This is a genomic window from Jeotgalibacillus sp. S-D1 (assembly GCF_004358665.1).
Classification (GTDB): Bacteria; Bacillota; Bacilli; order Bacillales; family Jeotgalibacillaceae; genus Jeotgalibacillus.
This window is the reverse complement of sequence record NZ_SMZR01000001.1, coordinates 572,593-590,869: the sequence shown is the minus strand read 5'-3', so window position 1 is coordinate 590,869 and position 18,277 is coordinate 572,593. Positions and strand designations below refer to the sequence as shown.

Here is an 18,277-nt window from a genome sequence, read left to right as displayed (position 1 = left end):
ACTTGTATTTTGTGATGATTTACTGAACTGGGAGGGAATCCAATTGGCAAAATATACAATTGTTGACAAAGATACATGCATCGCGTGTGGAGCATGTGGGGCTGCAGCTCCAGATATTTATGATTATGATGACGAAGGCATTGCATTTGTCACTTTAGATGATAATGAAGGAACAGTAGAAGTGCCTGACGTTCTTTTTGACGATATGCTTGATGCATTTGAAGGCTGTCCTACCGATTCAATTAAAGTTGCTGATGAACCATTTAATGGTGATGCTCTTAAATTTGAATAATCAAAAAAACTGCGAAAACAATAAAGTTTTCGCAGTTTTTTTATTTTCAGCTACAATAAATCCCGCTGTTGTTTTTCACCTGTTTCCCTTCTCCGCTAACACCAGCAATTCAACACACTTAGCCTTATTCTATCGTCGCCTGATTTGGACCAATCGGGACTTCCACCGGCTTTGATAAATCAAATCCGCCAGTTTCTGAAGGTTCATTTTGAAATTGTACTGTTTGATACGAGAATGATTTTGCTGTAAGAAGGATCGCTTCAATGATCTGCTGCTGTTCGCTGTCGGAATATTGATTGATCGTGCCATCTGACGTGATGGTTAATTCATTTTCATTTTCGACTGCAGTAAGTTCAAGTTCCGGTGGCAATGCATATGAAAATCGCTCATTTGGTTTTGACGTCTGCATCATCTTAAGTGCTTCATTTAAGGATCCGTATGACTTTAGAGACTCTACAAAAAAGGAGTTGCCTTCATTTTCATAAAGAAAATATCCCTTGCGATCATTTGCCAGCTGAATCGCTTCTTCCTCTCCATTCAGAGCTTTGGATCCATCCCTATTCAGCAGTTGAAATTCCCGATACCCATCATTGCCAAAGGTTTGCCTCAAAAATTCAGCCATTATATCAGCAGATGCATCTTTGTATTGATCCGAATCATTTACCCACCCGGTAATAATGTCTTCTGTCTCTTCTATCCCATCATTAAAAGGGTGATAGTCAATAAAACCCAAACTCGTTTCGTCAATCGTCCCGGCCCACTCATTATATAGATCCACCATGGACTGGCCTGTATTTTCTTCAGGAAGTATAAATGTCATCGGGATAATATCCTGTTCAGGCGTTATAAATGCTGCAGAAAAATACGCATTTCCTTCTAACTCTGAAGGATATAACGAGGTGCCCTGCTCTTCATTTAATGCTATCTGTCTGCTGGCAGGCTCCATCTTAGGATGATCTTGTTTACTTTCATTCTGAGGCTCGCTTTTTCTGTCAACTTCTCCATCTTGTGAGGTTATATTTTGAGATGCGCCTTCTTCAATTTTGCCTGAGTTTTCTTCTTCTGTGTCTGTTGCCTGACTATCTGCACTGTTCCCCTCTGATTCATTTCCTTCAGATCCAAATAGTTTGGACTCTTCATTGCCGCCGTCACTATGTTCGACCGTTTCAATTTCACCTGCATCGTCACTCGAGGATATATTCACGGATTCATTATTTATTAAGAATGAAGGAATTAATATAGCGAGCAGAAAAATGGCAGCTATGCCGGCTGCAATCGGTAGAATGCGCTGGGTTCGTTTAGCATTGGAAGCTGAAGCACGCTGAATCCTGGTATACATTTCCGTTGGCGATTGTGTGTTTTTTATTGGGGGCATTTTTTTTAATAGCTCTTCAATGTCTTGATCTCTCCATTTTGACCCGCTCACTATTTTCTTCCTCCTCCCGATTATTGGTCATCAACTCCCGCAGCTGCTTGATGGCACGGTGCTGAGTTGTTTTTACTTTGCCTTCTGTCCAACCTAAAACGTCAGCTGTTTCCGCAATGGTTAAATCCTGAATATAGCGCATTACAACGACAAGTTTCTGATCCGTTGTACAGTAATTTAAGCAATGATAAAGCTTACGTATGTCCTCATTTTGCTCTGCAATTTCCTGTGGCATCGGTGCATCAGCCACAATCTCTCTTTTACTCCAATCAAACTTTTCCATTACTCTTTTTTTAATTGTTGACTGCTTTCTAAAATGATCAATGGCCACATTTTTTGCAATTGAAAACAACCATGTTTTCTCAGAACTTTTTCCTTTAAATTGCTGATGTGATTTCATTACTCTGATAAAAACCTCCTGCATTAAATCTTCAGCGGTGTCACGGTTTTTAACCAGGTATATTAGAAATTGGAATACATCCTGCTGGTATTCGGTATAAAGTCTTTGGAAAACGGAGTCCATTACCTTCTCCTCCCCGTTCATAGATTAGTCGTCTATTATGTATAAAAGGTTTCACTTCTATTTACTATATCTGTTTAAATGTTAAAAGGAAAGAAGGACAGGATACGCCGCAGTGCAAAAAAATAAGATCAACTCCCGCTGGAATTGATCTTACTTAATCATTTCGGTAAATAAAAACGGAACGTGGTTCCCTTATCAATATTGCTTTCAACTTCAATTGTTCCCTGATGAGCTTCAATCAGATTTTTAACGATAGCAAGGCCTAGCCCGGTTCCCGCCCGTCCCCTCGTTCTCGCTTTATCTGCTTTGTAAAAGCGTTCAAAAATAAATGGCAGATCCTCTTCGGGAATTCCAATACCTGAATCCATCACTTCAAAACATAACCCTTTTGCCTTTTCGGTTATAATCAGCTGAATTACCCCTCCCTCAAGAGTATGACGCAGCGCATTATCCAATAAGTTTGTCAGGATCTGTTCCATTCGGTCAGGATCAAATCTCCAGTTGTCCTCATGGCCTAAAGACGTGTTAATGGAAAGCCGGATTTTTTTCTCTTTTGAAACCACACCAAATTTATTTATAATGCGTTCCATAAATGGCAATACCGGCAATTCTTCATAACGCAATGTTATATGTCCGGCTTCCATACGCGCAAGATCAAGCAACTCATTTACCAGCCGGCCCATACGAAGCGACTCATCATAAATAATTCGTGCTATTTCTTTTTTTTCTTCTTCAGTTTGAGGGATCTCATCGACAATGGCTTCACTATACCCCTGAAGCATGGAAATAGGGGTCCTCAGCTCATGGGAAACGTTAGCGATAAAATCTTTTCGAAGCTTGTCCAATCTTCTTTCCTCTGTCATATCACGAATAACAGCGACCGCACCACGCACCACATTCCCGCTGTATAACGGGCTGATAATCGTCACAAACGTCCTGCCTTGAAAAATCACTTCTCCGATCTGCTCTTCATCGGTTTCCATTACCAAAAGCAGTAATTCCTGAAAGTGGGGAGGCAGTGCTTCATTTTTGATTACATCCTGTTCCTGGTACCAAAACTGAAGAAATCGCTCTGCTGGAGGGTTAGATATAAGAATTGTTCCATCACGGTTAAAGGTTATAACCCCATCTGCCATAGAGCTCAAAATACTTGATAGCTGCTCTTTCTCCTGGCTCAGGGCATCAAGATGGTGTTTGAGCTGCCGTGCCATCTGATTAAACGCCGTCCCCAGTTCTCCAATTTCATCCTGGGTTAAAATAGGAACTTTCGTATCAAATTTCCCTCTGGCCACCTCAAATGCCCCTTCTCTCATTTTTCTTAATGGAGCGGTTATCCGCGTAGAAAGAAAGAAAGCAAAGAACGTTGTTAAGACAATCGCTATGCCTGCTGCCAGAACAATCAACCGCGTTGTCTGTTCTGTTGTTTGCTGTATGGCTTCAAGTGATTGATAAATATAGACAGCGCCTTGTTGTCCATTATTTAAACTAACAGGGGTCCCCACAATAATCACATTATTGTATCGATTGGAAGAGGAGTCCTCCTGAAATGATAATTCTTTTTGAACGGTCTGCTGCGTTTCTAAAACAGTTGAGAAGACAGGATCACGTTCAATAAGTTCCCTGATTTGCAAGTTATAGCTGTTTTCTTGACTTGAAGAAAACGTACCTTCATTTTCAATCATAACCAAGGAGTATACAGGTTCATCCACTATCTCCGTAATAATTTGAAGACTTAAATCTATATCGCTGTGATCTTCTAGAATTCTTGCAATTTTCTCCACATCATAACGGAGCGATTCCTCTACTTCCTCTACGTGATAATTTTGGAAGAACTCAAGAAGTAAAATTGTTAATATAAATAAAACAAAGCAGACAAGCAACAGGATTGTCATCCAAAGCTTGCCTACTACACTGCGCCAGATTCTCATTCATCCAGTACCTCAAACTTATAGCCGACGCCCCAGACAGTTACGATCATCTTCCCTGCTTGTTCTGAAACCCGGTTTAATTTTTCCCGCAATCTCTTTACATGAGTATCAACCGTTCGAAGGTCACCGAAAAATTCATAATGCCAGACTTCTTTTAACAGTTGTTCCCGATCATATACTTTATCCGGGCTTTTTGCTAAAAATAATAATAATTCATATTCTTTCGGCGTTAGCGTCACTTCATGGCCATCTGCTGTCACACGATGAGCATCGTTGTCGATGACAAGATGAGGATATGCAATCATATCTTTTGCTTTAGTATCGGTTTGCAGATAGTTTGTTGTAGAAGAACGGCGCAGCAGGGCTTTTACTCGTAAAACAACTTCCCGCGGGCTGAAAGGTTTCACGATATAATCATCCGTGCCTACCTCAAAACCCTGCACGCGATTTGCTTCTTCTCCCTTGGCAGTCAGCATGATTACCGGCGTAGCTTTAACCTCTCTCAGTTCACTGCAAACCTCAATGCCGTCTTTTCCAGGCATCATGAGATCCAGCAAAATACAGTCAAAGTTTTCTTCAAGTGCCATCGCAAGCGCCTGGTCCCCATTTTCTGCTTCTTTGATAGAATAACCCTCTCTTTCCAAGTACATCTTTAACAGACGGCGTATCCTTTCTTCATCATCCACCACTAAAATATGACCCATCTCACTCATCCTGTTTCCTCCTTTTTATGTATACCCTGCGATTTAAAATGAGCCCCCACAAAACGTGAGGGCAAAACCGTTAAGCATAAGAGTGTAAACCGGCAATAATCAAGTTTACAGCGACTAAGTTAAACATAATGATAGCAAACCCGATTACTGCCAGCCAAGCAGAACGGTTTCCTTCCCATCCCCTTGATAATCGGAGATGGAGAAAAGCTGCATAAAACAGCCAGGTAATGAGCGCCCATACTTCTTTAGGATCCCATCCCCAGAACCTGGTCCAGGCAATTTGCGCCCATATCATGGCAAATACCAGGCCGCCAAGTGTGAACACAGGAAAACCAATCATGACCGAACGGTAACCAACCTCATCCATCAAGTTTAAATTAACACGACGGACGAGAGGCTGCAGCAAGGCAGAAACACTTTTGCGTGTGATCAGCCGTATTAAAAGATAAATCAATGTCCCCGAAATAAGAGACCAAATAACGGTGTTTAATCTTGCAGCATTGACAATAGCGGGCATCTCAATTGAAGAAGCGAAATTCCCTTCGGTCATCAGTTCTCCCTGGTGTGGAACCACCAGTGCCGGAAGTCCGAATTGTTCAACCTGCTCCTGCCCTTCGGCATTTACATAAGTAAACTCAGACTGATACCCCGCAATTTGCGCTGCAGTGGTTGATACAATAAAACCAGCTACAATGACGATAAAAAATAAAACTGCTTCCAGCCAAAAGGTTTGCTTCCCTTTTTTTGTAAGGTCTACATCTTTCAGCAGATATATCAGTCCTGCTACGAAGCTGATTGCAAGAATCGCTTCTCCTGCAGCAACCGTTGATACATGGATTGCAAGCCAGTCACTTTGCAGAGCAGGTATAAGCGGGCTAATATCCCGCGGAAACATACTTGAGTAGGCGATGACAAGCAATGCAATTGGAAGAGCAAATACCCCAAGAACATGTGCCCGGTAGATAAAGTATATGATAATAAATCCAGCTACCAGCATCATCCCAAAGAACGTAATAAATTCAAATAAGTTACTTACCGGCGCATGACCCGCAGCAATCCATCTGGTAATGAAATACCCCAGCTGCGAAATAAAGCCGATGATGGTAATCGTGATTGCGATTGTCGCCCATCTGTTTTTTCCTGTTTGATTTGTATGTTTTTTTGACTTAATGGAGCCGCCAAAAAATAAAGTCGCGATTAAGTACAATACAAAAGCCACGTAAAGCAATGTACTACTTATACTAGCTAGTTGTGTCATTATTTTTTTCCTCCTTTACGTCACCGCTGGCTTTTTTATTTAAGTTTTCTTCCATATGATCTTTCGGTTGTGCTAATCCTGTACCATTAAAGGCATATTCCAGGTCTTTCCTTAAGCCAAACCAGTTTTTGTTCGTATGGCCCGCAGCTAATAATTTTCCGTCTTCCGTTCTTTTGAGCCATAATCTTCGATGATTCCAGTATGCTCCCTGAATAACCCCAATCATAAAGATTGCTCCCCCAAGACCAAGGATCCAGAGCGTTAGATCTTTTCGAACTGTCAGACCGGAAACATCTCTTGTTTCGATGCCGCTGAATTTCAAAGCGAATTCATTTTCACCCAAAGGCTCCAGCGATTCCTGAATAGCAATAAAAGCGACTTCACCATCTGGTTTTTCGGGAGAATATAGCTTAAATAGAAAAGCAGGGTTATTGGGAACCGGTGAGGCAGTTTGCGGCTCTCCATCTTCAAAACCTGAAAAATCCGGATAAAAATTCATTAATTCCACGCGGTGCTCATCATCAAGCTTGTATTCATCTTCCGGTTGAAACAGATCAACTTCAAAAGAACCAAGAGCTTCTTCTGTTTCTTTATTTACCATATCAAAAGACATAGAGCGAATTTCATCCTGACGATAATCAACCTGATAAAGAGCAAAGTTGTCGAATTTAAATGGCTGGTTTACCTGAATTGGATGACTCTCCACTTCAGTCAATTTACTTTCATCACCAATTGCTGTTCCTTCTTCCCTTTTTAACAGCGTTGCATCTGTTTGGAAGTTCTTAGCTATGGCGCCTACGCGGTTGATCGTTTCTCCAAAAACTTCCGAATCTTCTTCTGCTGTATACTGTTCTGCAGTGAAGCCGTCATTTTTAAGAAAATACTCTTGTTTTGTACCTGGAATCGGCATGGTATCCCCTTCACGTATCCATAATACTTCATCAACGTACATGCCAGGAACAAAACGAAGCATACCACCGATTAAAAAGATAATAAGTCCTGTATGATTTACATAGGGTCCCCAACGGGCAAACCTGCCTTTTTCAGCCAGTAAATGACCATCTTCTTCGCGGATGCGATATCGTCTTTTTTTCAGATTATCTCCAATGGAGGCAATTACCTTTTCTGCAGGCTGTTGAACAGTGTATTCAGTGAATACGCGCTGCCTTTTCATAAACGACACATGCCGGTTAACCCGCTGATTCTTTAATGCCTTATAAAGCGGCACGACTCTATCAAGACTGGCAATGATAATCGATGTGCCTATAGCAGCAATTAGAAGCAGATACCACCACGAGTTGTACAAATCATGAAACCCTAATACGTAATAAATTTTCCCTGCAAATCCATACCGGTCTTCATAATATACTTCAGGCGGTTCTAATGGCGGTATAAAAATAACTTGAGGGAAAATGGTTCCGATTGCAGATGCAGCAAGTGTAATAAAAATCAGCCAGACTCCTACTTTTACAGAGGAGAAAAAGTTCCATACTTTATCAATAACGGACATTTTATACGTTTGTGACCTTCTTGCCATTCCTTCATAACGCATGACATCACTTGTTTTTTTAGTTTCTGCGTCCGCAGTCAATGCCCTTCCGCAGGATAAGCAAAGCTCAGTTCCCTCCGGATTAACATGGCCACACTTACAGGTAATTTCATTCATGCTTAAGACCCCTTACTTTACGGCTTAATTTGTTCCATATAAGATGCAATCGTTTCTTCAGTCATTTCACCTTTTACGACGTCAACGACCTCACCCTCAGGGCTTATCAGCAGTGTCGTAGGCAATGTTCCGATCGAGTATGCATCATATACATCACGTTGCGCATCTCTGACAACGGGAAAAGAAAGATTATACTTTTCGGCAAAATTACGCACCTGGAAATCAGACTCGCCGACATTCACTGCGATTGTCTGTACACCCTGGTCTTTAAATTCATGGTATTGACTTTCCATATACGGCATTTCTTTTTCGCACGGCTTGCACCACGTGCCCCAGAAGTTTAAAAATACGCCTTGCCCTTCGTAGTCCGATAATCGATGCTGTTTTCCATCAAGATCTGTAAGGACAAAGTCCGGCGCATTATCTCCGGCTTTCACGAGCGTCTTTTCTTCATCTGTTAAAGTGGAATACAGCGTATAAGCAACGGCTGCTATTAGTACGGTGAGAATGGAAATTCGTAAAATCAAACGCTTTTTCTTTCTTTTGCTCAAGCTAAATACCTCCTTTTACAGCAAACTGCATCAACAATTACTACAAACATTCATTGCCATTATAGCATTTGTTGATAAACGGAACGGGCGCAGTATTTGAATGAAGTGTGAAAACTACAATCTTAGTGAAAGATTGTAGTTTTCAAATGAAAGAATGAAATTATGTTTTACTGTTATTTAGTGCCGCTTTCAGCCAGTGCCCTCAGCTGCTTTACTTCGTGCGGGGTAAGTTCCCGGGAATCTCCGGTGCCCAGTCCGCCCAGGTGAAGAAATGCATATCGTTCGCGTTTCAGCTTTTGTACAGGATGTCCGATCGCATCAAACATTCTCCTGACTTGGCGGTTCCGGCCCTCGTGGATCGTCAGTTCCACTATCGTCTTATTTTTTGCTTTATCTGCTGAAATCACTTTTGCACGTGCCGGCGCAGTCATACCATCTTCAAGTTTTATTCCTTTTTCCAGCTTCCTGAGCGACTCTCTTGAAACTAATCCTTTTACCCGGGCTACATAGGTTTTATGGACTTCATATTTTGGGTGGGTAAGCAGATTTGCAAATTCACCATCGTTAGTCAGCAATAGGAGTCCGGATGTATCATAATCCAGACGTCCGACAGGATAAATCCTCTCATCTACATATGGAAGAAAATCCGTTACTACTTTTCGTTTCTTGTCATCGCTGACTGCAGAGATAACCCCTGTTGGTTTATATAATAAATAGTAGACTTTATTTTCCCGTTCTATTTTAACTCCTTCAACCTCAATTGCATCGGAGTTTGTGACTTTTACGCCCAGTTCATTTACTACTTTTCCATTAACTCTTACTTTCCCTGCTAAAATCAGCTCTTCTGCTTTTCTGCGTGATGCCACTCCAGCATGAGCAATTACTTTTTGCAAACGTTCCATTTATTGCACCTCATTTTACAAGTTGTCTATCCATAGTGAATTATGGCACATAAAGCTTTAAAAGCAAACACTATGGTATAAATGAATTGAAATTGAACGCTATCACCTATTGGAACTGGCTGATGTTTGTCTTATACTTAGGGGGATAATGAGATAAGGAAAAAGGTGACGACAATGGAATACAGTGTTAAGGTAGAAGCGTTTGAGGGTCCGCTGGATTTATTGCTTCATCTGATTCAAGGTTTGGAAATCGATATATATGATATTCCCATGGCTGAGATATCTGAACAATATATGCTGTATATTCGGGCAATGAAAGTGATGGAATTGAATCTCGCAAGCGAATACCTAGTGATGGCTGCAACACTTCTGGCTATTAAAAGCCGCATGCTCCTGCCAAAGCATGAGGAAAACTGGGAAAACGAAGAAATTGATTTTGAAGAAGCTGATCCAAGGGATGAGCTGGTTGAGCGACTCATCGAGTACCGCAAATATAAACAAGCTGCAATTGAATTGAAAGAAAAGGAAGAAGACAGAGGAAGCTATTACACTAAGCCCCCTATCGATTTATCAGAATATGAATCTGCCAAACAAGAATCACTGGAGGATTTAAACTTGGATTTGCATGATCTGCTTGGGGCTTTTCATAAGCTTCTGCGCCGAAAAAAACTACAAAAACCAATGGCTACACGAGTAACACGTCAGGAAATATCCATTGAAAAGCGCATGGCTGAAATTTTAATAGATTTAAAAAACAAAAAGCAGCCCCAGCGCTTTCACGAACTATTTCCGGTAGCTGAGAAACCGCATATGATTGTATCTTTTTTAGCAGTACTGGAATTAATGAAAAGAAAAGAAGTAAGTGTTCAACAGGACCAAAATTTTTCCGATATTTTGGTCGAAGCAGTAGAAGGAGTGACCTTAGTTGCACAACCATAATGAACAAGCCATCATCGAAAGCCTTCTTTTTGCTGCTGGCGATGAAGGGCTGAGCCTGGTTCAATTAATGAACGTATTATCAATAGCAGAAGAAGATATCCGTGCCAAAATGGGTTCGCTTAAAGAACAATACGCCAAAGACCCCAATCGGGGAATACACATTGTAGAACTTGCAGACACGTATCAATTTGCCACAAAAAGAGATATGGCAGACTATATTAAGCAGCTGGTTGAAAGCCCCGCTAATGGCTCTCTTTCTCAAGCGGGATTAGAAACACTGGCCATCATAGCCTACCGTCAGCCAATCACAAGGCTGGAAGTTGAAGATATTAGGGGTGTTAAAACTGACCGCCCCCTCCAAACTTTGGTGTCGAAAGGCCTTATTAAAGAAATCGGACGGGCTGAAGGTGCGGGAAGAGCTATTTTATATGGAACGACTGTTGAATTTTTAGATTACTTTGGTTTAAAGGATTTATCTCAGCTGCCAAAGCTGCCTGAGGATATTGAACAGCTTGACAGTGAAGAAGAAACGGATTTGTTTTTCAAGTCTCTTCAAGATACCTTGACAGTTGAATAAGGAATTGGTTAAACGACAGTGCTTAAGAGGTGTTTATTCTCTTAAGCACTGTTTTTTGTCATGAAGGACAAGTTTTCACATAGGCTATTCTTATCATAAGTGTTGGATGGTGAAAAGATTGAAACTTACGGTTAAGATCTTATTTGTGCTATTGATAAGCTTTCCGTCCGCCCATTTAGTTTCGTTTGCCGCATACCCTATCTCCACTTCAGCTGATCAGGCAATCTTAATAGAGGCTGAAAGCGGACGAGTTCTTTATGAGCAGAATGCCCATCAGGAGCAAAAAATTGCGAGTATTACAAAAATCATGACAGCTCACCTGGCCGTTCAGCATGGAAACCTGGATGAGATGGTAAAAATCAGTCCTGAAGCCTCTGTCACAGAAGGCTCGAGTCTTTATTTAAAAGCCGGACAAAAAGTTTCGCTTCGCGATTTAGTTTACGGCCTGCTCCTGCGATCCGGAAATGATTCAGCCGTCGCCATAGCAGAACATGTAGGCGGCAGCGTCGAGAAATTCTCAGATCTGATGAATGAAGAAGCAAAAAGAATTGGAATGAAAAACTCCCATTTCACCAATCCGCACGGGCTGGATTTAGATAATGAACATTACTCATCTTCTTTTGATATGGCTTTATTAACGAAAGAAGCCCTGAAAGACAAGCAGTTCGCTAAAATTTTCGGCACTAAAAGCCACAAAGGAGAAAGTGTTGACCCTGCTCCATTTTGGAGTAACAAACACCGCCTGGTCACAGGAATGTATCCGCATGCAACAGGTGGAAAAACTGGTTATACAAAGCTCGCTGGACGCACGCTGGTTACCTCGGCTAAACGCGATGGTATGACGTTAATTGTAGTGACGATCCGCGCTTCAAATGACTGGAACGACCATATTCAATTATTCGAATACGGCTTTAAGAATTATCATCAGACCACAATTCTCAGCCCGGATACAATCCCTCCTCTCCCCGGCCAGAATGAAAATGAATTTTACACACTTACAGATCCATTCCGCTACCCACTGACGGAAAAAGAACAGGGCCTGCTGACGATAGAAGGTAAAATATCACATAATCATAAAAAGCCGCCTATTGTTGCAGTAAAACTGGATGACAAAGTGATTCACAAACAGGAATTAATTCGGGAGCTTAGAAAAGACCCGTCCTCCCCTGGCTGGTTCAGCCGGTTTATTGAGAAGGTGTCATTTTGGTAGGACAATGCGATGGTTAATATAATATGGATCGGCATGATTGTCATTGGGGTAGTCTACAGCTTTATCAACGGAACAACAGCGGATGTTAATACGGCAATGTTTGACGCCTCTACTCAGGCTGTTCAGCTGATTATTGGATTTATTGCCGTTTTTACTTTTTGGCTTGGGATGATGGAAATTGCAAAACAATCGGGTCTGCTTGATAAACTGACGGCTTTATCAAGACCTCTGTTATTAAAATTGTTCCCTGATTTAAAACCGGATGATCCGGCACTTGGGTTTATCATGTCGAATATGACTGCTAATTTTTTTGGTCTGGGCAACGCAGCGACGCCTTTTGGATTAAAAGCCATGACTGCTTTACAAGCAAACAACCCGACACCCGATACCCCCAACCGCTCAATGGTCACATTTCTGGTTCTAAACACTGCAGCTCTCACCCTATTTCCAACTACCGTTATATCACTTCGGATGACACATGGAGCAATTGATCCGATGGATATTGTTATACCTGCTTTTTTAGCTACCTGCTGCTCATGTATCATGGCATTGACACTTGATCGTGTATTTTATTTATTTACAGTTAAACGAAATAGGAGGCTGTGATGAATACGCTGGCTGCAGTATCGACTTTATTTCTTCCGATTCTGGTTATTGCCATTCTTCTTTATGCCTTAACAAAAAAAACAGATGCGTACGGGGCGTTTACAGAAGGCGGCAAGGAGGGAATCCGTCTTTCAATATCTTTATTGCCTTTTTTGCTTGGAATGCTTGTAGCAATAAATATTCTGCGGGCCTCTGGATTTTTGGAGGCAATGAATGGGTGGCTTGCCCCTGTTTTAGTCCTGTTTTCACTGCCGCCGGATTTACTTCCGCTGCTGTTTATACGTCCCATATCAGGTTCTGCTTCCTTAGGAATTTTAGCAGATTTAACTGCCACTTATGGTCCGGAACATTTTATATCCCGTGCGGCAGCGATCGTCCAGGGCAGTACGGATACAACTCTTTATGTGCTGACGGTCTATTTCGGCGCAGTAGGTATTAAAAAGATGGGACGTGCTTTGACGATTGGTCTCCTGGCGGATGCTGCCGGTATGACTGCTGCGATCTTAATTACTGTATGGTATTTCTCTTAATTTTTTTGTTAAAAAAGTTTATATGCTACTATAGGGATAAGGTTGGAGGTGTACCTATGAAATCTGCTTATCCCCAAGCATTTATTGATTATTTAGTGCATTTTCATGGAGATAGAGATTATTTTGAATGTCATGAAGTGCTGGAAGAATATTGGAAGGAAAACACTCCGATGGAAAAAGATTCAATATGGGTCGGATGGATTCAATTAGCTGTAGCTCTTTATCATCAGCGCAGAAATAATTTTAACGGAGCAAAACGAACAATTGAAAAAGCCATTACTAAATTCCGGCTGCATGAAGAGCAGCTTCATCTATTCGGCATCAACCCTCAGATTTTCCTTGAAGACATGCAGGCACTAAGCGCTTCAATCAGTGCAAAATCACCTTATACGAGCTTGCAGCTCCCCCTTGCTGATCCATTTTTAACAGAAGTTTGCATAAATGAATGCAAGAAAAAAGGGTTTCAGTGGGGCAGCCATAGTGATTTGAGTGATAAAATGATTGTGGACAGGCACCGCCTGCGTGACAGGAAGGAAGTTATTCTTCTTCGCAAACAGGCATTGCACAAAAGAAAAAACCACTGACATCATGTCAGTGGTTTTAGTCTTTAACAGTATTCTTGTTTGATTCTTTATTATCAGATGTGCATTTTGTTAAAAAACTTTCGGTGTACGTGTTGCTTACAAATGTTTTATCTGGATACATATCTCGGAGAGTTGAAATCATGATTTTGCCAATTCCCTCATTACGATGAGACGGACTGACCGAAATATGCTGGACTAAAATACTGTCTTCTCCAATTTTGACGCCCGCTAATCCGATGATATCTTCGTCTTTCCATAGAAAAAGCTGGTTGCTTTTATCTTCCTCATACATTTTCATTGATTGCTGCAATTGTTTAATGTCTTTTTCAGTTGGCATAAATGACATTAGCCCCATGGCAATCTTTTCAAAGGATTTCTTATATCTTATTAGCATAGTTACCCCTCATTGTGGTCATGATATCGTACGTCCATTCCAGCAGGGAATAAAAATTTCCACTGCAATCGTCCTTTATCATACTAGAAAAAGGATGGAAATTCAACTCACACTGCTAAAACAGGTTAAACAATAAATAACCAGTAGATGATTCCCCAAGCAACAGCCATAACCAGCAATAACAAAAAGACAATAAGGTTCTGTTTTTTCAATTGTTTTCACTCCTTACCTCTTCATATCATTAAAAAAGCAGCTTTAAACTGCTTTAAATTAAGTGTTTAGAGGCAAGTCATGACGAATAAGATCATCCAGTGACTCTCGTTTAATTACCAGGGAAGCTTCTCCATTTTCCACAAAAACGACTGCCGGTCTGGCGATTCTATTATAATTGTTTGCCATTGCGTAGCCATAAGCTCCTGTGCAAAACACAGCTAAAATATCCCCTGAAGAAGCTTTTGCAATGGGTAAATCCCAAATGAGCATATCGCCGGATTCACAACATTTACCCGCTATTGATACGGTCTCATGCACTTTTTCGTCAGGGCGATTAGCAAGTACCGCTTCATAACGGGCATCATATAATGCCGGACGAATATTATCGCTCATTCCCCCGTCCACCGCCAGATATTTTCGTATGTCCGGAACGACTTTTGATGAACCGACAGTATAAAGAGTGGTACCGGCATCTCCAACAAGTGATCTGCCGGGTTCTATCCAGATCTCAGGCATGTCAAGAGACTTTTCTGCCATCAGTGATTTTACTTCCCCAATAATATCTTCCACATAAGATGACGGCGCGATTGGGGTATCTTCTTTTGTATAGCGTATCCCAAAACCTCCGCCTAAATTTAATACAGTCGAATTAAAATGATAGGTTTTTTTCCATTCAGCAAGCTTTGAAATCATTTTTTGAGCAGCTTTAATAAAACCTGTAGTCTCAAAAATTTGAGACCCGATATGGCAATGAAGCCCCAAAACAGTCAATTCTGGTTTTCCCAATGCTTGGGTCAGCGCTTCTTCCGCCTGTCCATTCTGAAGGTCAAAGCCAAATTTGGAGTCTTCCTGCCCGGTTAATATGTAATCATGCGTATGAGCTTCAATACCTGGCGTTACCCGGATTAAAATTTTCGCTGTTTTCTTTTTTTCCTGACAGATAAGTGTCAATAGCTGAAGCTCATAGGAATTGTCAACAACGAAACAGCCTATGCCGTAATCAAGCGCCATTGATATTTCTTCCCTGCTCTTATTATTGCCGTGAAAATGAATTCGCTCAGGATCAAATCCCGCCTTCATTGCCGTATAAAGCTCGCCTCCTGACACAACGTCGAGACTAAGTCCTTCCTCGTCAATTAATTGAATCATGGCTATGGAAGAAAATGCTTTGCTGGCATATGCAACCTGGGATGTAACACCGAGTCGTTCAAAAGTTTCCTTAAATCCTCTTGCCCGCTCGCGAATCAGCGCAATATCATATACGTATAGCGGAGTGCCGAATTGGCGTGCCAATTCAATTGTATCCACTCCGCCGATTGTTAAATGACCTTCTTCATTGGTACTTGAAGTTCCGTAATAATGCATCATACAGTTCCTTTCTATTGGACAGAAAATATCCTTAATAATTATAAGAACTGTACCATAATCATGCATTAATGCGCAACGTCATTCTCCTGTTGGCTTCTGTCTAACCCTGTCTTTAGTTTTTACAATCATTGGACGAAGGATCGCACTGGTCATTGGCAGCCGCATAACAATGCGCAGCATTGCTTTAGGTCGGAATGGAACCAGCGGCCATAGATAAGGTGTTGAAAATGACTTGATGCTCATCAGGTATAAAATGTAAATTGTTGCTCCGATAATCAGTCCATCAATATGGAATATCCACACAAGAAGCATTAAGCCTACTCTTACCATCTTATTCGCTACACCAAGTTCATAGCTTGGCGTTGCAAACGTGCCTATAGCAGCCACTGCGACATATAAAATAACTTCAGGGACGAACAAACCGACGTCAATAGCGATTTGACCAATAAGCACAGCTGCAATCAGACCCATGGCTGTTGATAAAGGAGTAGGGGTATGAATGGCAGCCATTCTTAAAAACTCTATTCCTATATCTGCGATGAGCAGCTGCAAAATTAACGGCACATTTGTATCATCTTTCATGCCTAAAAAGTCTAAAGACTCAGGTCTCAAGCTGGGATCAATGGCCAGCAGATACCAAAGCGGCAATAAAACAATTGATGCGATTATACCCATCATCCTGATCCACCTTACGAACGTTCCGATAGCTGGTGACTGACGGAACTCCTCAGCATGCTGAACGTGATGAAAATAAGTAGTCGGTGTAATCATGACGCTTGGCGAAGTATCTACATAGATACACACATGCCCCTCCAGTAAATGAGTAGCAGCTATATCAGCCCGCTCGGTATACCTGACTAATGGATACGGATTGAATCCCTGCTTGACAATATATTCCTCAACTGATTTGTCCGTCATGGTAAGTCCGTCTACATCAATTGCTTCCAGCTCTTTTTTTATAGCAGAGACGAGATCATCATTTGCAAGATTTTTAATATACCCTACAGCTATATCAGCTTTCGATCTTTGCCCCACTTCAAGCATGTCAAATCTTAATCCTTCATCTCTAATACGCCTTCTTGTCAAAGCGGTATTTATAATAATATTTTCCACAAATCCATCCCTGGAGCCTCTGACTACTTTTTCATTATCAGGTTCTTCAGGCTGCCTCCCGGGATAGCTTCGCACATCTACGACATACGCATGCCGGTCTCCGGATACTTTTATCGCAATAAGTCCTGAGAATACCTGGCGAATTACATCTTCAACCGTGTCCACTGTTTCAACGGACTGATTGATCAGTCTATTATGTATAATGGAAGAAACTTTAGATCGTTCATTTTTGGGCACTTCCGTATTTACGATCTCTTCAAGCAGCTCCATGATAAACAAGGTGTCACATAAACCGTTTACCGCGTATAAATGAACAGGAGTTCCCGCGATAATAAACTTGCGGACCAAAAAATCAAAGCTCTCACCTAATCCGGCTCTTGATGTCAGTATTTCATCTAATTGTTCTGCTTTTAAAGGTAACGGCTGCATTTTTTAATCTCCTTTATTAAATGGGATTAACAGCAGCCAGTAAAACAAGGAGCCTGCTACTTTCCCTAATACAATTGCAAACATGATTGATTGAAGTTTCTCTGTAAAACCAAGTCTTCTTGTAACAAGTGGAATGACATCCAATACTTCCGTTAAGGCAGCAGCAAGCATTCCAATAAATGCTCCTGCTAAAAGCCCGACATACGGAACAAGAAAAAAGCCATATGCGGTCTTAGCGTCGAATAAACTCCCCGCAACTCCGGTCAGTGTGCCTAAAATAACGGCAGTTTCCAGGGCACGCAGACGGTTTTTATTTTTGACGATCTGCATTAGCCGAGGAACGATGCCCAATACAGATAAAAAAGCGACAAATCCACCGCCTACAGCCAGACCGGAAGCAAGTCCAATAAAGGTAACCAGTGCGTTATTAATCATTCTTGCTTCGTTTCTTCCGTTCTTGATCCACTATGTAGTCTTCAAGAGATTGTTCATAATTATATATTTCCACATCTAATGGGCTTGGTTCTTCTGTAAATTTCTTTTTGAAGACATGATTAAAAAATAAAATCATTCCCAGACCAAGGCCAAAAGAATAGGGGACTTGAAACCAGTAAGGATGTTCAATTTCTTTACCTGTCATCATTTGCACCATTGTAATTTGGGTTTCTTTCATGCTGACATCTTCATGAAAATACATGATAGTCAGTCCGGCTCCCACAAACAGTAAACTCCACACAAAAAGAAAAAGCGGAAGAGAGCCTTTCTTTTCTGCGTCTCTTAATTCCACAAGCGTTGCTGATGCTCCCAGCATTTCAAGTGCTGCGTTGGGCAAGGTCTTTTTCATCAGCTCGATCATATCTAACTGGTCGACCAGCACATACGTTTCAGATGTATCTTTTTTTGTTTCCAGTACAATCAGCTTTGCCAATTTTTTAAAACTTAATTCAGCAGCTGTAACATCTGCAACGTCATGCAAATAAATGGGCTGGCCTTTTTGAATATTAATTTTCCGCCTAAGTTTCAGATAGACCGTTTGAGTCATGCTCTCTTCCTCC

Annotated in this window: 20 protein-coding genes; 7 read left to right on the top strand and 13 right to left on the bottom strand. The window is 41.3% G+C overall.

Annotation, left to right across the window (positions count from 1 at the left end):
- Positions 1-43: 43 nt before the first annotated feature.
- On the top strand, positions 44-292 hold the full coding sequence (locus E2R51_RS03010) for a ferredoxin (RefSeq protein WP_041058062.1): 249 nt from the start codon (positions 44-46) through the stop codon (positions 290-292).
- A 124-nt stretch (positions 293-416) separates the two neighbouring features.
- Here E2R51_RS03010 and E2R51_RS03005 read toward each other — a convergent pair whose 3' ends face one another.
- The 8 genes from E2R51_RS03005 to rluB form a co-directional block, all read right to left on the bottom strand.
- A complete protein-coding gene (locus tag E2R51_RS03005; protein ID WP_133375543.1) occupies positions 417-1,718 on the bottom strand; it encodes a hypothetical protein in 1,302 nt (433 codons plus the stop codon).
- Positions 1,684-2,241 carry an RNA polymerase sigma factor SigX gene (gene sigX / locus E2R51_RS03000; RefSeq protein WP_240732945.1) on the bottom strand — a complete coding sequence of 186 codons (558 nt, stop codon included), beginning with the start codon at positions 2,239-2,241 and terminating at the stop codon, positions 1,684-1,686. The genes E2R51_RS03005 and sigX overlap by 35 nt, the downstream gene beginning before the upstream one ends.
- Positions 2,242-2,399: 158 nt before the next feature.
- Positions 2,400-4,169 (bottom strand): ATP-binding protein, encoded by a 1,770-nt coding sequence (locus tag E2R51_RS02995; RefSeq protein ID WP_133375541.1) that lies wholly within the window; start codon positions 4,167-4,169, stop codon positions 2,400-2,402.
- Positions 4,166-4,882, bottom strand: a complete 717-nt coding sequence (locus E2R51_RS02990; RefSeq protein ID WP_133375540.1) for a response regulator transcription factor — start codon at positions 4,880-4,882, stop codon at positions 4,166-4,168. The genes E2R51_RS02995 and E2R51_RS02990 overlap by 4 nt, the downstream gene beginning before the upstream one ends.
- 70 nt (positions 4,883-4,952) lie before the next feature.
- Complete coding sequence (ccsB, locus tag E2R51_RS02985) at positions 4,953-6,140, bottom strand: c-type cytochrome biogenesis protein CcsB (protein WP_133375539.1); 1,188 nt, start codon at positions 6,138-6,140, stop codon at positions 4,953-4,955.
- The gene (gene resB, locus E2R51_RS02980) at positions 6,124-7,806 is read right to left on the bottom strand and encodes a cytochrome c biogenesis protein ResB (RefSeq protein WP_133375538.1); all 1,683 of its coding nucleotides are present in this window, start codon (positions 7,804-7,806) and stop codon (positions 6,124-6,126) included. The genes ccsB and resB overlap by 17 nt, the downstream gene beginning before the upstream one ends.
- Before the next feature lie 17 nt (positions 7,807-7,823).
- The gene (resA, locus tag E2R51_RS02975) at positions 7,824-8,357 is read right to left on the bottom strand and encodes a thiol-disulfide oxidoreductase ResA (RefSeq protein ID WP_133375537.1); all 534 of its coding nucleotides are present in this window, start codon (positions 8,355-8,357) and stop codon (positions 7,824-7,826) included.
- Between the two features lie 173 nt (positions 8,358-8,530).
- Positions 8,531-9,259: a 23S rRNA pseudouridine(2605) synthase RluB gene (gene rluB / locus E2R51_RS02970; RefSeq protein WP_133375536.1), complete on the bottom strand. Its 729-nt coding sequence runs from the start codon at positions 9,257-9,259 to the stop codon at positions 8,531-8,533.
- Between the two features lie 174 nt (positions 9,260-9,433).
- Between rluB and E2R51_RS02965 the strand changes: the two genes are divergently transcribed.
- From E2R51_RS02965 to E2R51_RS02940, 6 genes are all read left to right on the top strand, one after another.
- Complete coding sequence (locus E2R51_RS02965; protein ID WP_133375535.1) at positions 9,434-10,198, top strand: segregation/condensation protein A; 765 nt, start codon at positions 9,434-9,436, stop codon at positions 10,196-10,198.
- A complete protein-coding gene (gene scpB / locus E2R51_RS02960) occupies positions 10,185-10,775 on the top strand; it encodes an SMC-Scp complex subunit ScpB (protein WP_133375534.1) in 591 nt (196 codons plus the stop codon). Before E2R51_RS02965 ends, scpB begins: the two co-directional genes overlap by 14 nt.
- A gap of 118 nt (positions 10,776-10,893) precedes the next feature.
- The gene (locus tag E2R51_RS02955; protein WP_240732944.1) at positions 10,894-11,985 is read left to right on the top strand and encodes a D-alanyl-D-alanine carboxypeptidase family protein; all 1,092 of its coding nucleotides are present in this window, start codon (positions 10,894-10,896) and stop codon (positions 11,983-11,985) included.
- Between the two features lie 9 nt (positions 11,986-11,994).
- Positions 11,995-12,591, top strand: a complete 597-nt coding sequence (locus E2R51_RS02950) for a nucleoside recognition domain-containing protein (protein WP_133375532.1) — start codon at positions 11,995-11,997, stop codon at positions 12,589-12,591.
- Positions 12,591-13,121, top strand: coding sequence for a spore maturation protein (locus tag E2R51_RS02945; RefSeq protein WP_133375531.1), 531 nt, complete (start codon positions 12,591-12,593; stop codon positions 13,119-13,121). Before E2R51_RS02950 ends, E2R51_RS02945 begins: the two co-directional genes overlap by 1 nt.
- Positions 13,122-13,177: 56 nt before the next feature.
- Entirely contained in the window at positions 13,178-13,705 is a 528-nt protein-coding gene (locus E2R51_RS02940) for a DUF309 domain-containing protein (RefSeq protein WP_133375530.1), read from the top strand.
- Between the two features lie 16 nt (positions 13,706-13,721).
- On the opposite strand, the gene E2R51_RS02935 is transcribed toward E2R51_RS02940, so the two are convergent.
- From E2R51_RS02935 to E2R51_RS02915, 5 genes are all read right to left on the bottom strand, one after another.
- A complete protein-coding gene (locus E2R51_RS02935; RefSeq protein ID WP_133375529.1) occupies positions 13,722-14,099 on the bottom strand; it encodes a GNAT family N-acetyltransferase in 378 nt (125 codons plus the stop codon).
- 270 nt (positions 14,100-14,369) lie between these two features.
- Positions 14,370-15,677 carry a diaminopimelate decarboxylase gene (gene lysA / locus E2R51_RS02930; protein WP_133376312.1) on the bottom strand — a complete coding sequence of 436 codons (1,308 nt, stop codon included), beginning with the start codon at positions 15,675-15,677 and terminating at the stop codon, positions 14,370-14,372.
- Between the two features lie 81 nt (positions 15,678-15,758).
- Positions 15,759-17,222, bottom strand: a complete 1,464-nt coding sequence (locus tag E2R51_RS02925; RefSeq protein WP_133375528.1) for a spore germination protein — start codon at positions 17,220-17,222, stop codon at positions 15,759-15,761.
- 3 nt (positions 17,223-17,225) lie between these two features.
- Complete coding sequence (locus E2R51_RS02920) at positions 17,226-17,657, bottom strand: stage V sporulation protein AB (RefSeq protein ID WP_133375527.1); 432 nt, start codon at positions 17,655-17,657, stop codon at positions 17,226-17,228.
- Positions 17,650-18,264, bottom strand: coding sequence for a stage V sporulation protein AA (locus E2R51_RS02915; RefSeq protein WP_133375526.1), 615 nt, complete (start codon positions 18,262-18,264; stop codon positions 17,650-17,652). Before E2R51_RS02915 ends, E2R51_RS02920 begins: the two co-directional genes overlap by 8 nt.
- Between the last annotated feature and the right edge of the window lie 13 nt (positions 18,265-18,277).